Annotated in this window: 14 protein-coding genes; 5 read left to right on the top strand and 9 right to left on the bottom strand. The window is 41.1% G+C overall.

Annotated features, from left to right (window positions below; all coding sequences use genetic code 11):
* Window positions 1-296 precede the first annotated feature (296 nt).
* The 6 genes from hemJ to MAE_RS35690 form a co-directional block, all read right to left on the bottom strand.
* Window positions 297-884 carry a protoporphyrinogen oxidase HemJ gene (gene hemJ / locus MAE_RS10125; protein WP_002796778.1) on the bottom strand — a complete coding sequence of 196 codons (588 nt, stop codon included), beginning with the start codon at window positions 882-884 and terminating at the stop codon, window positions 297-299.
* 433 nt (window positions 885-1,317) lie between these two features.
* Entirely contained in the window at window positions 1,318-2,175 is an 858-nt protein-coding gene (locus MAE_RS10120) for an IS5-like element ISMae4 family transposase (protein WP_002732125.1), read from the bottom strand.
* Window positions 2,176-2,719: 544 nt separating this feature from the next.
* The gene (locus tag MAE_RS10115; RefSeq protein WP_012265488.1) at window positions 2,720-3,691 is read right to left on the bottom strand and encodes a hypothetical protein; all 972 of its coding nucleotides are present in this window, start codon (window positions 3,689-3,691) and stop codon (window positions 2,720-2,722) included.
* A 20-nt stretch (window positions 3,692-3,711) separates the two neighbouring features.
* Complete coding sequence (locus tag MAE_RS10110) at window positions 3,712-5,064, bottom strand: UDP-N-acetylmuramoyl-tripeptide--D-alanyl-D-alanine ligase (RefSeq protein ID WP_012265487.1); 1,353 nt, start codon at window positions 5,062-5,064, stop codon at window positions 3,712-3,714.
* A gap of 38 nt (window positions 5,065-5,102) precedes the next feature.
* Window positions 5,103-6,389: an RNA-guided endonuclease InsQ/TnpB family protein gene (locus MAE_RS10105; protein ID WP_012265486.1), complete on the bottom strand. Its 1,287-nt coding sequence runs from the start codon at window positions 6,387-6,389 to the stop codon at window positions 5,103-5,105.
* Between the two features lie 26 nt (window positions 6,390-6,415).
* Window positions 6,416-6,541 (bottom strand): hypothetical protein, encoded by a 126-nt coding sequence (locus MAE_RS35690; protein WP_269453983.1) that lies wholly within the window; start codon window positions 6,539-6,541, stop codon window positions 6,416-6,418.
* 537 nt (window positions 6,542-7,078) lie between these two features.
* Here MAE_RS35690 and MAE_RS10100 point away from each other — a divergent pair.
* The 5 genes from MAE_RS10100 to MAE_RS10085 all read left to right on the top strand — a co-directional run bounded on the left by MAE_RS10100 (window position 7,079) and on the right by MAE_RS10085 (window position 13,157).
* Complete coding sequence (locus MAE_RS10100; RefSeq protein WP_012265485.1) at window positions 7,079-8,347, top strand: hypothetical protein; 1,269 nt, start codon at window positions 7,079-7,081, stop codon at window positions 8,345-8,347.
* Complete coding sequence (locus MAE_RS35685) at window positions 8,344-8,469, top strand: hypothetical protein (protein WP_269453982.1); 126 nt, start codon at window positions 8,344-8,346, stop codon at window positions 8,467-8,469. The genes MAE_RS10100 and MAE_RS35685 overlap by 4 nt, the downstream gene beginning before the upstream one ends.
* A 246-nt stretch (window positions 8,470-8,715) precedes the next feature.
* Window positions 8,716-9,981: a phosphoribosylamine--glycine ligase gene (purD, locus tag MAE_RS10095; protein WP_012265484.1), complete on the top strand. Its 1,266-nt coding sequence runs from the start codon at window positions 8,716-8,718 to the stop codon at window positions 9,979-9,981.
* 224 nt (window positions 9,982-10,205) lie between these two features.
* On the top strand, window positions 10,206-11,432 hold the full coding sequence (locus MAE_RS10090) for a glycosyltransferase family 4 protein (protein WP_012265483.1): 1,227 nt from the start codon (window positions 10,206-10,208) through the stop codon (window positions 11,430-11,432).
* 168 nt (window positions 11,433-11,600) lie between these two features.
* Window positions 11,601-13,157, top strand: coding sequence for a CPBP family intramembrane glutamic endopeptidase (locus tag MAE_RS10085; RefSeq protein WP_012265482.1), 1,557 nt, complete (start codon window positions 11,601-11,603; stop codon window positions 13,155-13,157).
* Between the two features lie 133 nt (window positions 13,158-13,290).
* Here MAE_RS10085 and MAE_RS10080 read toward each other — a convergent pair whose 3' ends face one another.
* The 3 genes from MAE_RS10080 to sufR form a co-directional block, all read right to left on the bottom strand.
* Window positions 13,291-14,199, bottom strand: coding sequence for a sulfotransferase family protein (locus MAE_RS10080; RefSeq protein WP_012265481.1), 909 nt, complete (start codon window positions 14,197-14,199; stop codon window positions 13,291-13,293).
* Window positions 14,200-14,484: 285 nt separating this feature from the next.
* Complete coding sequence (locus MAE_RS10075; RefSeq protein WP_012265480.1) at window positions 14,485-15,672, bottom strand: RNA-guided endonuclease InsQ/TnpB family protein; 1,188 nt, start codon at window positions 15,670-15,672, stop codon at window positions 14,485-14,487.
* A gap of 199 nt (window positions 15,673-15,871) precedes the next feature.
* Window positions 15,872-16,510 (bottom strand): iron-sulfur cluster biosynthesis transcriptional regulator SufR, encoded by a 639-nt coding sequence (gene sufR / locus MAE_RS10070; protein ID WP_012265479.1) that lies wholly within the window; start codon window positions 16,508-16,510, stop codon window positions 15,872-15,874.
* Window positions 16,511-16,571: the final 61 nt, after the last annotated feature.

Genomic DNA, 16,571 nt, shown 5'->3' with positions numbered 1-16,571 from the left:
CAGGAGATTGTTTTTATTTATAGCGTTTCCTGTTCGCAAGAGGTTTATACTAAATCCTGTTTAAAAGGTATAGGGGAGCAGCGGAGCGCCGGAGCAGGGAGAAACAATCCATAGCTTGGGAGTTCATCACACTATTAAAAATAGTTTTTGTATAAGCTCAAAAGTAGCAAAAAGCCAAAAAGCTAAAAGCTAAACGTTGCTACCTATACAATTGGGATGGACTAAAAAGACCATCCCACAGCTGTCAAACCACTCTTAACTGTTATCCTAGAAACCTAGGGAATGATTGAGATAATTTACCTGATCGCTACTTCTTCTTTTTGGGGAGTATTTTGCCGAAGTTTTTCTTGATCTTTGCGACGTTTTTTAGCATAAAGTTGGATTGTCACCGCCATTAATACCACTAAAGCTACAATTAACCAAGTGGTCAAATCGAGGGGTAATTGATTCTTAAATACTGCCAAAAGGACAATAACTACCAATAACAGGGTTGGTGCTTCATTTAAGGCCCGAAATTGCTGTCCCGTCCAATTACATTCCCCTTTTTCTAGCTTTTTCATGATGCGACCACAGTAGAAATGATAGAGCAGTAAAAGAGCCACAAAGGATAATTTAATATGTAACCATCCCGATTTTAAAATTTCCGGTTCTGTGGAGATTAAACCGATCGCCATGGCTACGGTGACAATCATCCCCGGTGTGGTAATGATATTGTAGAGTCGCTTCTCCATGATCTCGTATTGTGCTTTCAGAATAGCTTGTGCGGGTTCCGTTTCTGTTGCTGCCTCCGCGTGATAGACAAACAAACGTACCAAATAAAATAGTCCCGCAAACCAAACAACTACCCCAATCAGGTGAAATGCTTTAAACCAATAGTAAGCCATAGTCTATATTGTGATGTGAGTCCCGAATTACTTAGTCTAAGAGTTATCGATACTTTCCCAGACTATCCCTATACAAAAGTTTAGACGGAAAATAGGGGTTGCGGGTTAGGGAGCAGGGAGAGGGATGTGGGGTGTGGGGTGTGGGGTGTAGGGTGTAGGGTGTGGGGTGTGGGGAGCTTTTTCAGTAAACAATAAAAGAACTCTTGCAAATTAATTATATGTTATAATGATGGGTTAACTAATTTTCCCCAAAAAATTAGTTAATCAGTACATTCGTCCTGAATGAAAACTTGAAGTTTAACTTTTAACTCAAAACTCTTTAGAGCTGCTTTAATTTGGTTATCAAAACCTCTTTATTTAAGCGGCACAAACTATCTCAATTTTTATAATTGAGAATAAATTCTCCTTGACTTGATTAATCTTTAGGCAACTTTTAAGAAGCTGCTATACCTATCCCTAACTCACAGTTATAAATAGCCGCCAACAAGTTAACTCTTAAACTATATCTTCGACGACGATTCCGATATTTACAGGATAAGATTTTAAAGATTTTGAGTTTCCTATTTATATGTTCAATGATAATCCTTTCTTTAGCTAAAGCCTTGTTATACTCTTTTTCTAACTCTGTTAATTTTCTATTTTTCGATTTCTTTTTCGGTGTATAACTATTACTATGGTATGCAGCTATTCCCTGATAACCACTGTCTTCTATGCTGGTAGTTAAAGGATGAAAACGAACTCGACTTTTTTTAAATAAACTAAAATCATGACCTCTACCTTTCCCACAGAAGACACAGATAATTTCCTCTGTATTTTGATCAGCTACTAATTGGGATTTTAAAGTATGATAACCTCTTTTACCCGAAAAAAAATCTTTCTGTTTCTTTTGGGGGCGTTCAATGGGAGTTTCCGTTACATCCATTACCGTTATGACCGGTATCTCTGCTTGATTGAGTAAAGCTTTTTTTCCTTTTAAACGGAAGTTTCCCGATTGTAAAAGCATTTTTTCCGTCTTATTTACAATCCGACATATAGTTGATTCTGATAGTTCCCAGCTTGTACCAATGTGAAAATATGTTCTATATTCTCGCCAATATTCTAACGTTACTAAAACTTGTTCTTCTATAGATAGTTTAGGTTTCGGTCCCCTTTTAGATGGTGAATTAGAGTCGGCTTCAACACTTTTTACTGATTCTACCATCTTTCTATATGTTTGTTTGTACACACCGAAACGGCGTTTGAATTGTTCATCTGATAAGTTTTGATAATCCATAATTTTGCTAATAAACATAGCAAAATTATAGATGATTTCCTGACCTAAGATCACATTTTATTCTTTTTTCCACTTCAATCTAAGAATTGAGAAAAAAGCAAAACCTTATATTATACCATAAAAAAATTATGCAAGAGGTCTAAACTAAAAACTCACATCTGATAACTGATAACTGATAACTGATAACTGATAACTGATAACTGATAACTGTCTCCTAACCCAATGTTGGACAAAGATAAGCAAAAATTATTGATTAACTCCAAAAACTTGAGAATATTTAAATTAACATTCCGCAATATTTACAAATTCTTAAAAATTAATTGAGAAAGATTTTTATTTAACAACGATGTTATGATGGTTACAGCGATTTTATGGAATTTCATAGTGGCTCTTTCTGTGCTTTTTTGGGCAGCAACGGTTGAAACCCTTGCCACACCTAGAAGGTGATCCTAATTAAGACAGGTAAATGAGTCAATTTCACCCACAACGATGATCTTTTTTTTGTGTAGTTTTATTGCAAAAAAAAAGTTTTTTTGACAAAAAGCACAAAGTATGCTGCGGTCTAGCGGATTTCTAGCTGCGAGTAATTATCTAACAGCAGAGGTCGCATAAAACCGCCATAATTCTCATCATCTGTACCGATAAAGACTTCTACTTTACCTCTAGGAGATTCTCTGGTAGTCACCGCTTCCACTTTGGAGCCGTCGATTTCTGCAATTTTTTGGGGATTAGGGGCAATAATTAGGCTATTATCGGCTGTAACTTGACCGATACGGTAAACAGCACTTCTAAACACTCCCGCACTATCTGGATCGTCAGCGGAAGCTATGTAGATATTACCTTGCTTATCTACGGCTAAATCGGAGATGAGGCGAATATTTTTACCACTACCAAAAGGACTCCGAAAAGTTACCGACTGAAATTCCCCGAATTTTAAGGGATTGAAGGAGATATCCGTCCAGCGAATCTTTGTACTCTCTTGACTATCGGCCCGTTCTGCGTAGATAAATAGATAACGATCGCCTTGCCGACTAACAGCGATCGCCTCTACATTTTCCACCGCGATCGGCCAATTTATTTGCTCAACTATCTTGACTTTTTGCTGGTTATATGCTACTAAAAATAGTCTTTGAAAAGGTTTTTTCTCGCCACTTTCAGCCAACAAAAATAAATTAGTTTCTGGGATAGAAGTAATACTTTCGAGATCGTTACTCAATCCCTCTGGATTTGGCCAATCTACCCTTAAAACCTGCCATAATAGCGGTTTTTCCTCTGTAGGCAGCTGTAAAAGACTCAGCCTTGGTTGAGATGGATCACTGTTTTTGCCCTTATTTTTGGCATCGTGAACCCCTAGAAAAATATCCGCTTCTACCCAAGCTAAACCACTGAGATCCGGGAGATAAGTATCCAGTCGTCTCGATTCTTGGGCAAAAGAGACTTGAACGGCCGAAAAAAAGAAAACTAGGACTAAAATCCCCGAAAAAACAGTTTTTAATCGGCTATTCTTGCTAAAAAATGCTCTCTTCTCTAACACCTATTCCCTAACTCCCAATATCACTGAATTAACTCCTCCACCACCCGATTTAAACCGACGGAATGGGAAGCTTTACATAAAATGCGATCGCCGAAATCGATCACTTCCTTTAAACGATTAATTAAATCTGCGTGAGTTTGAAAACATTCGCAATCGACCGCAGTAGCCGCCTCAGCAATAAACTTAGCTTCCGGGTCATCTACCAAGACAAACAAGCGATCTATGCCTAGTTTTTGCACCCTCTCACCGACTTGGCGATGTAATTGCTCCGAAAAAGACCCTAACTCCTTCATCGTGCCTAAAACAGCAATATGACGCTGACCGGGGGTAGCTTTCAGTAAATCCAAGGCCGCTAACATTGATTCTAGACCCGCGTTATAGGTTTCATCGAGGAGTAGGATATCGGTTGCTAATTGGTAACGTTTGGCCCGACCACTGGGTAAATTAACTTTAATTCCCTCTTGCAAAGAAGTCCAATCGATGCCTAAAATTTTCGCTACGGCCAAGGCCGCCATAAAATTTAAAGCATGATGACGACCGGATAAAGGTAAGTTAAAATCTAGTCCATTTACTCGTAAAGTAGTTAAATCCAGTAATTCCCCGACTATATCGCCGCCAGAGAAGCCATAGGTAATTGTTTCCCCCTGCCATACCCGTTTAGCTGTTTCGGTAAGTAAAGGGTGATCGTAGTTAAGAACAGCTATACTACTAGAAGGCGACTCGGCCAATAACTCGCATTTGGCCTCTGCGATCGCTGCTTCCGACCCTAAACGACCGATGTGAGCGGTTCCCACATTAGTAATCACTGCGATCGTCGGTCGGGTGATTTGAGCGAGCAGGGCAATTTCTCCCCGTCCCCGCATTCCCATCTCGATTACGGCACTATTGTGAGTTTCATCCAGTTCGAGGAGAGTTTTCGGCACTCCGATCTCATTGTTATAATTAGCCAGGGTTTTATGTACCTTTCCCTGGGTTGCTAATACCGAAGCGATTAATTCTTTAGTCGTGGTTTTCCCCACCGATCCCGTAATAGCAATCACGGGTATAGTAAATTGATTCCGCCACCAATGGGCTAATTGCTGATAGGTTTCTAGGGTATTATGGACTAGGAATACAGGAATATTACTAGAGGAATTTACCGAAACTGGCTGATCGACAATCAAGGTTGCCGCTCCTTTTTCGATAGCCATATCGATAAAATCATGACCATTAAAATTATCACCTTTTAAGGCCAAAAATGCTTGTCCTGACTCAATACTACGGCTATCAGTATTAATGCCAGATACTAAACTATCGGGACTAAAACTTATGTCACCATTATCTTGTAAGGACAATAATTGAGCTAGTTGATTGAGGGATAAATGAAAGGCCATAGACAATAAAAATACTTAGGATTAACATACTCCCACCGTCAAGCTACGCTGTGACGGGGGATTCTTGACCTATCACTATCGGAAATTCCTTGTTCAACGAGACAGCTTAGATTCTCAATGTCTCCACTGAAAATCCAGAGACCGGACTCTCCCAAGTCGTTTGGGTCGGTTTCTGTTTGCCCAACAGTACCGTTGAGATAATTTCCCAAATATTGCAACCCTTTTTTAAGAATATTTATTGCTGCATTATGATCCCTATCCAAGACTGTTTGACAATTAGGACATTGATGAGTTCTAGTACTTAATGTTTTTTGAACTCTCGTCCCACAAACTGAACAATCTTGAGAAGTGAAATGCGGTGGTACAGCAACACAGACAATCCGATAAATCTTGGCAAAATAATTCAACCATTCAGTGAATTGATACCAAGAAGCATCAGAAATCGACTTAGATAGCTTACGGTTTTTGACTAAGTTTCTTACCTTTAAAGCCTCATAGACTACCAGATCATTAGACTGGACTAACGCCAAAGCGTCTTTAATTGCTTTGTCTTTACGTTGTCTTGATACTTTAAGATGAAGCCTAGCTACTTTTATCCGTTGCTTGTGATAGTTTTTAGACTGTTTGTTTACTTGACGAAATCGTTTTGATAATCTCCTTTGTGCTTTTTTCAGTCGTTTTTCTGACTTGCTTAAATAACGTGGATTCTCTACAGTATTGCCTTGAGCGTCAGTATAAAACTCTTTTAACCCTAAGTCAATTCCTGTTATTTGTCCCGTTGGTTTATGGTATTCTTGCCGTTCTACGTCAATCAAAAACTGACAATAATAACCGTCAGCACGTCTAACAACTCTTACCCGTTTAATCTGTTGTTCTGAATAATAAACTAAGGTTTTTTGACTACACCATAAATCAAATTCTCCTGCTTTAAAACCATCAGTAAACTTAATTTGATGTCGCTCATCAGATAGTTTGTAGCCTGTTAGTTTATACTCAACCGAACGACTATGCTTTTTGAACCGAGGAAAACCCTTTTTCCCTGGTATCTTAGCATGACAATTCTGGTAAAACCGATTAATTGATTGCCAGGCTCTATCAGCAGCCGATTGACGAGCTTGAGAGTTTAATTTATTAACCCATGGGGTCTCTTTATTGTTAGCTAGTACCGCACAAAGTTTTTGGAGATCATTGCGGGTTGTCCCTTGATTGGACTGCCAATAACGAACACAATAGTTACGCACAAACTGAGAAGTTTTGATAGCTTCATCAAGCTGGTGATATTGCTCTGGGGTTCCGTTTTTTAGCTTTGCTTCTACGACTAGCATCTAACAATCCTCGACCATTGGCTAAATTAAATATAACACAGTTTACCCACAGATGATGGAATTAAACCGATGCTACGCGGTTGATATTCTGGTCGGATTTCATCCCCCGCAAAGGTGAGTATCTTGTCGAAAAATGTAGCGTGGGTATTCATCCGACATTTTAGGTAAATTCCGAATTATCTCGAAGATGGATTGAGGTTTAAATGTGACTTAGATCACATACAATCGGGGTTTCTTTTCGCTAACTTAATTAGGGTTCTTCGTTACTTGGTATGGTTCGATAGGGGGTCATAAATCGACTAAATCCTTATCTGGTAAGAGACTTAATTGATTAGTTCGCTCTAGATCAAAAATAATTGACAAAAATCGCTAAATGCCTTTCTATATAAGGGTTCCATCCCTTATAACCCCCGTCCATTGCATAACAATTACCGAAGAGCCTTAATTAGCAGGGTACGCTGCCTAAATTTTTAGTAATCTGGGTATAGTCCGCAAGCTTGGCCAGGTAAGCCAAGGGGAATTTTCCCAAACTTGCCAAGCTAAAATGGATCGACTCGATCAGTGCAATGACCCAAAATAGGGGCATCCTAAGAAGGGAGCATCTACTATCTAATCACAATTGACCCCTTTATGGTCATAGCCCTAAAATCCATCCGCTTACTGATTTAGGAGGGCTGAATCAAATAACCATGGCTAGTCTAAACACTGGACAAAGACAAACAAGAGACGAAGAACAGCTACTATACGATTATTGGCTCGACCGCGCCAGGACCGATTCCCCCGAGCAATTAATCGAGGATTTTTGTCGTTTGTTTATCGAAGGTGGCGGTTATCAAGAAGCTCCTATTTATTTAGCCCTAGAGCGTCTTGTCAAGGCTAAGGATGCCGAAATTCGTTTTTATCATGTCTTTAACCGCTGCTGTCATATTTTAGTGAATCGATGGCAAACGCAGCCTACCCATCAGCCGGCAATTCCCGAATTGGTATCGCTACTGGAAAATTTGCCCTCCCCACGTCCCGGACATTACAGCAGCCCCAATAATTTGGGCCATCTGGTCAAAAATTTTACCTTCTCGGATGACTACGTTAGGCTGCAGCGTCTGGCGAGAATTATTAGCGGCAAATACAGCGAAAAAACCGCCGCTTCCCTGGGAACCCTGATTAGTCGTTATCCCTATCTCTATGATTACTATTTACTCGGTGATGAAAGTCCCCGAGAACAGCGACAAACCGTTAGACGTATTAAGGTGAAAACCGAGAGCCGTTTCGAGGTAAATATCTCTCGTTATGTCACCTATCAGGTACGTTTGGCACAGGTTGCTCATCGCCCAAAAATCAGGGAAGAAGCGGGAAGAATCATTCAATCGGTAGAAAATCCCACCCTGCTCAATGATAAGGAGCTAAATCGCGCCCTCAAGTATTATCTGGGGACGGTAGCAGGAAATTATACTTATAAGGAGCTTTCGCAAAATTTTCTGGCGAATACAGTTTATACCCCTACCTATAAAGATTTTAAAAATGACCTCTACGATTATCTGATTACCTCCCTAGACTACGGCAAGGGGCAATTTAACAAAAAACTCGACGATGTCCTGCAAAATACTCTACCCCACTGCGATCAACAAAAACCGAGTGAATTTCTCATGCTGCGTACTTCTAGCCAACTGTTAAATTATCTGGTGGTGGAAAGCGGGCAAAAACCCGATCATTACATTTTTATCGATATGATCACCAATATGGGGGTAACTCGGACTGTGGGGTTATTGCTCAAGTTGATTTTGATCTGTCCCCAGGCAAAACCCCACTTAGATAAACGTTTTGCGATTCTATTTAACCACTACGAGAGTTATTCTTGCGAGCGGGTGCCTTGGTTGGTTAAATCCCTAGAAAATCTGCAAGTAGCTTTTAGTATTCATTTCGGTCAAGCTGATTTGTCCTGTCTCCGTCAAATCCAGTGATCAGCTGTTCGCTATCTAAATTACTTGTTAAGACTGTCTATGAGAGGAGAAGGGGGGAAGTGGGGAAGTGGGGTGTGGGGTGTGGGGTGTGGGGTGTGGGGTGTGGGGTGTGGGGAGAATAAATAAAATAATCTCCTATCTCCTGACTCCTATCTCCTGACTCCTATCTCCTGACTCCTATCTCCTATCTCCTATCTCCTATCTCCTATCTCCTATCTCCTGACTCCTGACTCCTGAATCCTGAATCCTGAATCCTGCCTCCTGAATCCGTCAAATCGATTAAAAAGTTAAGTAATCTCAACTTCTAGCCAATGGTGACCCGGAGCTAGGGGATAATTAAACCATCGTCATTCAGGCTGCGTTTATCCGTGAAAATTATCGTTATCGGCAGTGGTGGTCGAGAACACGCCTTGGCTTGGAAACTGCTGCAATCGCCCGAAGTAGAACAAGTGTTCTGTATTCCAGGTAATGGGGGAACGGCAATTTTACCTCAATGTGAAAATATCCCCATAGCAATGGAGGATTTTGCCGAAATTAGCCGCTTTGCCCGAGAAAATTGCGTCGATCTCGTGGTTGTCGGGCCAGAATATCCCCTCTCCCTCGGCATTACCGATCATCTTCTCGGCCAAGAAATTGCCGTTTTTGGCCCCACACAAACCGGGGCCTTAATTGAATCGAGCAAATCCTGGGCAAAAGAATTAATGAGCGAAGCAGCAGTTATCACCGCCGTCTCGGAAACCTTTACCGATGCAGAATTAGCAAAAACTTATATCCGAGAGCAAGGAGCGCCAATTGTGGTGAAAGCTGACGGATTAGCCGCAGGAAAAGGGGTAATTGTCGCCGAAACCGTAGATACGGCCCTAGAAGCGATCGATGATCTTTTTACCGGTGGCTTTACTAAAGTGGTGGTGGAAGAATTCCTAGAGGGAGAAGAAGTGTCTATCCTCACCCTCACCGATGGGATCAGTTTTCGTTCCCTGCTACCCGCCCAAGATCACAAGCGGATCGGTGAAGGCGATACCGGCAAAAATACCGGCGGTATGGGAGTTTATGCCCCCGCACCCATAGCCACCGCCGCCATTATCGAAGCGGTAAACCGAGACATCCTCGCCCCCATCGTCGCCACCCTGCAAAAACGCGGCATTGACTATCGGGGAGTCCTCTACGCGGGTTTAATGATTTCCCCCGCCGGAGAGCCAAAAGTTCTCGAATTTAACTGTCGTTTTGGCGATCCCGAAACCCAAGCGGTTTTACCCCTACTGGAAACTCCCCTGGCACCGCTGCTGCTGGCTTGCGCTCAACAAAAATTAACTGATTTCCCCTCTTTACAATGGCGATCCGGTAGTGCCGTTTGTGTGGTGGCCGCGTCTGCCGGTTATCCCGACCACTACGAAAAAGGCCAGTTAATCACTGGAATTAAGGCAGCTGAAACCGCGGGAGCGATCGTTTTCCACGCCGGCACGGTTTTAAAACACGGCGATATCTTCACCGATGGCGGCCGCGTCTTGGGTGTCACGGCTATGGGAGCTAATTTTAATCAGGCGATCGAACTTGCCTATCAATCGGTGAAAAGGATACACTTTCAGGGCATCTATTATCGTCGTGATATCGGCCACCGGGTAAGGGAAAAATAAGGGTCAGTATTTAGGCAGGGGTAAAAGGGGGAATAGTTAGGGGTTTTGAGGATTAATTTATTAGCCAATTTCCCTTTTTTTCCGCATCTCTCACCGCTAATCCTCACCTGATGCCAAACCTCTTTCTAGGGTCATCCCTGACAAAAGCGCATCTGATTTGTCAAAAAAACAGTAACTATTGATAAAATCATGAAACTGAATCGCCCAACCAAATTGCCATCCCTATGCGAATTTTGCTCTATTCTTATAACTATTATCCCGAACCGATCGGCATCGCTCCCCTGATGACGGAATTAGCGGAAGGATTGGTTAAAAGAGGTCATCAAGTCAGGGTTTTAACCGCTTTTCCTTGGTATCCTAATAGTGAAATCGATCCCGAATACCGAGGAAAAATCTATCTAGAAGAAGAACGAAATGGTGTTAAAATTCAACGTTCCTACGTCTGGGCGCGTCCCCAAAGAAGTTTAAAAAATCGAATTTTATTTGAATTGAGCTTTGTTTTTTTGAGTTTCTTTCAGGCTCTCAAGGGTGAAAAACCCGATCTAATTTTCTTAACTGTCCCCGGATTACCCGTTTGCGTTCCCGCCGCTTTATTGAGTAAATTATATGGGGTACCGATTATTCTAAATTTACAGGATATTTTGCCCGATGCGGCAGTTCATGTGGGATTATTAACTAATGAGAAAATGATTAAGGTTTTTAGTCGTCTCGAAAAATTTGCCTATCAAACTGCCAGCAAAATCTCGGTTATTGCCGATGGTTTTACCAAAAATCTCCTAACTAAAAATGTGCCGAGTCAGAAAATTATTGAAATTCCTAATTGGGTGGATGTAAGCTTTATTAAACCTCTGCCGAAAAACAATAATTATTTTCGCCAAGAAAATCATCTTGAGGGCAAATTTGTTGTTTTATATTCTGGCAATATTGCCCTAACCCAACCCCTAGAAACCCTGATCGATGCTGCAGTTTACTTAGTTGACATCCCTGAGATTAAAGTGGTAATTGTTGGTAAAAAAGAAGCACTCGATCGCCTAGAAAAGTATCGCCAACAACAGGGGGCCAGTAATGTGCTTTTATTACCCTTTCAACCCCGGGAAAAATTACCAGAAATGTTAGCAGCCGCCGATGTGGGTATGGTGATGCAAAAACATAACGTTATTTCCTTTAATATGCCGTCCAAAATTCAGGTATTATTAGCTAGTGGCCGTGCTATTATTGCTTCTGTTGCCGCCGATGGAACCGCCGCTAGGGCGATCGAGCGTAGTGGTGGTGGTTTGGTGGTTACTCCTGAAGATCCAGAGGCATTAGCTACGGCTATTTTAAAATTATACAAAAACCCAGATTTAGCAACTATACTAGGAGAAAAAGGACGACAATACGCGGAGGAAAATTATGCCTTTGAAAAGACTTTGGATCAATACGAAAATCTTTTTTCTCAAGTAGTTAGTTAATAATTAGGGTATAGGGATTAGGGATAGGGAAATGGAGGAATAGGGTAATGGGGGGATAGGGGAATTTCAACTAAAACCCTAAAATCCTAAAACCCTAAAACCCCAACACCTATTACCCAACCCCCATCACCCCATCACCTAACCCCTAACTCCCACTTAACTATTTTCATGTTCGATAATTTCTCAAAAAAACTCCCCTGGCAAAGTCTCAAACAAGCGCTCGCTTTTTTCTTAACAATTATTGCTTTAACTCCAGTGGTTACAGCTTTAATTTCTAGTGTTAATCAGCCTCAAATCCAATCGAATATTCAACTGTATCAAACCAATATCAATCTACAAGCCACGACTCTCAGCAGCGATGCTGACCCTAATAGCGAGGAATTTGCTAATCTTAAATTAATTCAAACTTCCCTGATCGGTGAAGCTCCTTATACCACTGCCGAGGAACAGTATTTATCAGCCCAGAAAAGTGCCAAAAAAACAATCACCGAACTAGAAAAATCAGCAGTTAATCCCGAACAAAAAAAATCTCTTGAGCGCGAAATCAATTCCTTAAAAGATTTAGAGCTAAAATTAAGTCTCATTCAAGCTAGTCAAGGTGACTTGGATTCAGCACGGCAAATCTGGCAAGATATCAAGGAAAAATCAGAATTTAAGAACTATAAGCCTGCTATTTTACGAAATGCGCTGCTGTTAGAGGGATTGTACAGTGACCCCCCCCAAATTGCTGCCGATGCTGAAGCGAGAATCGAGCGCAATTTTCAAGGATGGTTTCGTTATACCATTCTGGAAAAATTATATAGTCTCGAAAATCGTCAAGAGGATTTACTCGCTTTAGAGGAAGAACAGAGTGAAGTGGCGGCTAATGCGTTAATTAAACTAATTTTACTGGCTTTGTTGCCTCTTATCGGTGGTTTAATCGGTGTTGTGCTGTTGATCTTTTTATTAGTGCAGTGGCTTCTCCGTCAACAGCGATCGCTGCTCTTTTTAGATGATAGTCTCGCTTGGCAAACTAAGTGGGGAGGAGAAACCCTCTGGTGGGGAATAATTATCGGTTTCTTTTTCGTCGGACAAATTGTTTTACCGGTAATTTTCGTGATTTTATCGAGTTTCTTGAGTCTCAATCCCGAACAATTTAACCTAGAAGCTAAAGCAATATACGTTGTAGTTAGTTATTTAGCCTTAACAGTGAGCAGTTTATCGGTTTTATACCTAGCGATCAAGCCTTTTCGCCCTTTACCTCCCGATTGGTTTCGTTTTAACCTCTTTAGTCCTTGGCTTCTCTGGGGATTGGCCGGCTATTTCGTCGCTTTACCCCTCGTTATTATCGTTTCTTTGCTTAATCAACTAATTTGGCAAGGACAAGGGGGCAGTAACCCGCTGCTGACTTTAGCTCTAGAATCCCAGAATACCTTCGCTTTACTCTGTTTTGCCTTTACTGCTTCCCTTGCCGCTCCTTTTTTCGAGGAAATTGTCTTTCGCGGCTTTTTACTAGCTTCTTTGACTCGTTATCTACCCGTCTGGGCTGCGATCGCTCTTAGTAGTTTGATTTTCGCCCTGGCTCACCAAAATTTGTCAGAAGTGCTGCCTTTAACCGTCCTAGGTTGTGTTCTTGGCTTTGTTTACACCCGATCGAAAAATTTATTATCCTCGATGTTGGTTCATAGTCTCTGGAATGGTGGCACCCTGTTAAGTTTATTTTTATTAGGCAGCGGTGCAGGTTAGGTATCTGAACTATTCAGCGAATATTTTTTAAGGAAGCCTTGTTTGTCGATTGTACCCGATAACGGCTAGTTCAAAAATCGATACAACTACCTCGGGGGAAGGCTTTCGTGATTTTTCTTGGGGGAAAGTTCAGCTATAAGAGCCAATGACTCAAATCTCTATCAATCAACTGACTTAACTGCTGTATTTCTGGAATGAACTCCTGCTGTAAGGCTTTATGGATATCAATGGGCAGTTTTTTCTCGTCTTTGGATAGGACTTGCTTGTTCGTTTTTTTGAGATAGTCTTTAATTTTCTTCAAGAGTTCTCTTCTTTGTTCTTGAGGTAAAGGAATAAAATATTTACCAATCTCTAGTAATTTTGCTGGTGGTCTTTTATACAGATCTTGTAGAAAATAGCTACGAACCTTTTTTCGGCTATTAGTTGAGTTAAATGTGGTAGTAAAACTATACTCTACTTCTAAAAATCTGAGAACTTCTCGATAAGATTCATCGGTCTTGTTGACGAAATCATCAAAGATAATAATGTGAATTTTACTTTTGTCAAAATACCGCAAGTATCTTTTAATTTGTGCCGTAAATTGGACAACATTTCTATAAAATAATTTTTCTACATTTGAACACTTTTCTGGTATACATCTTCCTGCTCTGCGCTCATTTTCTAAATTAAGTGCTTTTAAAAAATCTGTCTCATCTTCCGAGCTGCCGTCCCATAACAGTTGAGCATGAAAAGAATAGAGTAAAGCCACGGGTTCGCGCAACATAATAATAATTTTCGCCTCGGGATTGAATTCATAAATTCGAGCGGCGGCAGTTTCACTCCTTAGATAAGAGGGGGTTCCTTCTCCACAAATCATTTTCTGTCCATCCCGAAAAAAATTGAGATATTTTTCTAAGGTGAAAACAGGATCATTACTATTAAAATATCTGAGTTCTTTTTCTGCTGGGATAAAAATTTGAGGATGTCTACTCAGATATTTACAAAGAGCCGTGGTTCCAGATTTTGGTGCGCCAACAATAAAAAATGAAGGTTGTTTTAACATAATTATCAGATTTTTTTGACTAATTTAGTCGTTCAAGTCTTGATTGTTGTTCATATTAGTTACAGCCTTTCTGGTAAAGGCGAAGCAGAGACTAATCCTTGCTAATCAAGTATTTCAGATGCAAGAATGAACCTCATGTATCTGAGAAACGCTGTATTGTTGTAAAAAACAAGTTCATCTTAGGAAATAATTGTCTATATGTCAAGCTTTTTAGGCACTAATTTCTAGACGACTGGCTATCCGTTGACATCCTCACCGCCGTAAACGGACGGTGATTCCCAAACCTCACGATTTAGGTTTCTGCTTCTTTCCCGAAGGATTTTTCGCACCTGCCTTAACAGATTTACTCTGTTCTGGTCTTATGGTCGCTCTACAGACTGACACCGCAAGCCCTGCGGCCAAAATATTTTTACTGGCGTTAATATCTCGGTCATGGTGAGTCCCACAGTTCGGACAGTCCCACTCTCGAACATTTAACGGCATTTTCTCAGCAATATACCCGCAATTACTGCACCGTTTAGAACTAGGAAACCATCTATCTATTTCGATGTAGTTTCTCCCATACCAACGGCATTTATAGGCTAATTGTCGGGTGATTTCACCCCAACTAACGTCAGATATTGCCTGAGATAATTTCGGGTTTTTGACCATATTCTTGACAGCTAAATTCTCAACTACAATCGTTTGATTTTCACGAACTAATTGAGTGGTTAGCTTATGTAAATGGTCTTTTCTACTATCCGTGATTTGAGCGTGAATTCTGGCTACTTTGATTCTTGCCTTTTCTCGATTCTTTGAGCCTTTCTGTTTTCTAGAAAGGCTTTTTTGGGCCTTTCGCAGTCTCCGATAATGCTTTTTAAAATGCTTGGGATTAGACACTTTATCGCCATCGCTGGTAATCACGAGGCTACTAATTCCTAAGTCAATTCCGATGGCTTTATCTGTTACTGGTAGAGGCTTAATCGTTGGGTCATCAAATCTTATTGAAATATGCCAACGTCCAGAAGGATGTAATCTGACTGTTACTGTGCTTGGTTCACAGCTTTCTGGTATTTGTCTTGACCATCGAATAGGTAAAGGTTCTGTGCATTTAGCTAAATAGATTTGTTTGTCTTTGAACTTAAAAGCAGATTTGGTAAATTCGGCACTTCCTCCTTGATGTTTTTTCTTAAAGTTAGGATACTTAGTCCGACCAGCAAAGAAATTAGTAAAAGCTGTTTGTAGGTGTCTTAACCCTTGTTGTAAAGGTACACAGCTTACTTCGTTTAAAAAGTCTAATTCTTCTTGTTTTTTCCACTCAGTCAACATTGAAGAAGTTTGAGCGTAGCCTACTCTTTCTTGCTTTTCGTACCAAGCTTGTGTTCGTTCGTGGAGAGCTTTGTTGTAAACTAATCTTACACAGCCCAAAGTGCGCCGCAATAGCGACTCTTGTTCGGGTGTGGGGTAAAATCGAAACGAATAGGCTTTTTCCATACCTCACATTTTAGCATATATTTCGTAAACGATGCTCATATTTAACAGTAAAGCCGTCGTAGAACGACGGGGTTTCAGACCCAAATTTTCGATGACTATTTTCTTATAGCAGTTGTCTTAATGGCAAGGTAGGAAATCTCTGGTTTTAGGGAACGCCGGAACAGCAGCTGGTAGTCTAGAGATAACTAATCTTTCTCTGTCATCCCTTGCACTTAATTAGATAACCACATCGTTGCTCACCTTGATTGATCCAGTGAGTCCGTTCGATCGTACAATCGGGAAGCAGCATCGCAAACATTTCTAATTCATGGCCACAGATACTGGGATAAGAACCAGCCACCTCAGCAATAGCGCAATGATGCTCGGCCAGGACATAACTATTTTCTGCTTCCAGTGCCACTAATTCTGCCATATAACCCTCCTCTTGGCGAATTTCCAGCAATTTTCTCATTCTTTCCCCTAAAGACCCCTTCCCGAGGCGCAATTGATATTCTGCCGCTTTGCGTTGCCACTGTTTTTTGAGAATTTCCCCCACCTGTTGCTCTCCCACCGTCTCCACGAGAGTATTGAGGAAAGAAACGGCGAAATTATCGTAATTATGGGGAAAACGGCCACGACCTTGACGACTGAGACGATAAATGTGCTGGGGCCGTCCTATCTTATTTTGTACGGCAAAATATTCTATCAGTCCTTCCTCCTCCAAATCCTTAAGATGGCGGCGCGTCGCTTGCGGACTAATACTTAACTCCTCAGCCAAGTCTTGGGCGGTAGATTGACCGTTTTTGAGCAAATATTGCAGAATATCGTCTTTCGTCGAGGCGGGTTGAGTCGTGGTCATGATACCAAAAACAGAGGCTTTAGCGTACAATTGCTGAGGGTCAAGGAGCGGCCAATTACCC

The sequence above is a fragment of the Microcystis aeruginosa NIES-843 genome (genome assembly GCF_000010625.1).
GTDB classification, from domain to species: Bacteria; Cyanobacteriota; Cyanobacteriia; order Cyanobacteriales; family Microcystaceae; genus Microcystis; species Microcystis aeruginosa.
This window is presented reverse-complemented; position numbering and strand designations above follow the sequence as displayed.

Coding starts and splice junctions, on each gene's coding strand:
- hemJ (WP_002796778.1), bottom strand. CDS start 884: ATGGCTTACTATTGGTTTAAAGCATTTCACCTGATTGGGGTAGTTGTT.
- MAE_RS10120 (WP_002732125.1), bottom strand. CDS start 2,175: ATGTTTATTAGCAAAATTATGGATTATCAAAACTTATCAGATGAACAA.
- MAE_RS10110 (WP_012265487.1), bottom strand. CDS start 5,064: ATGGCCTTTCATTTATCCCTCAATCAACTAGCTCAATTATTGTCCTTA.
- MAE_RS10105 (WP_012265486.1), bottom strand. CDS start 6,389: ATGCTAGTCGTAGAAGCAAAGCTAAAAAACGGAACCCCAGAGCAATAT.
- MAE_RS35690 (WP_269453983.1), bottom strand. CDS start 6,541: ATGAATACCCACGCTACATTTTTCGACAAGATACTCACCTTTGCGGGG.
- MAE_RS10100 (WP_012265485.1), top strand. CDS start 7,079: ATGGCTAGTCTAAACACTGGACAAAGACAAACAAGAGACGAAGAACAG.
- MAE_RS10090 (WP_012265483.1), top strand. CDS start 10,206: ATGCGAATTTTGCTCTATTCTTATAACTATTATCCCGAACCGATCGGC.
- MAE_RS10085 (WP_012265482.1), top strand. CDS start 11,601: ATGTTCGATAATTTCTCAAAAAAACTCCCCTGGCAAAGTCTCAAACAA.
- MAE_RS10080 (WP_012265481.1), bottom strand. CDS start 14,199: ATGTTAAAACAACCTTCATTTTTTATTGTTGGCGCACCAAAATCTGGA.
- MAE_RS10075 (WP_012265480.1), bottom strand. CDS start 15,672: ATGGAAAAAGCCTATTCGTTTCGATTTTACCCCACACCCGAACAAGAG.
- sufR (WP_012265479.1), bottom strand. CDS start 16,510: ATGACCACGACTCAACCCGCCTCGACGAAAGACGATATTCTGCAATAT.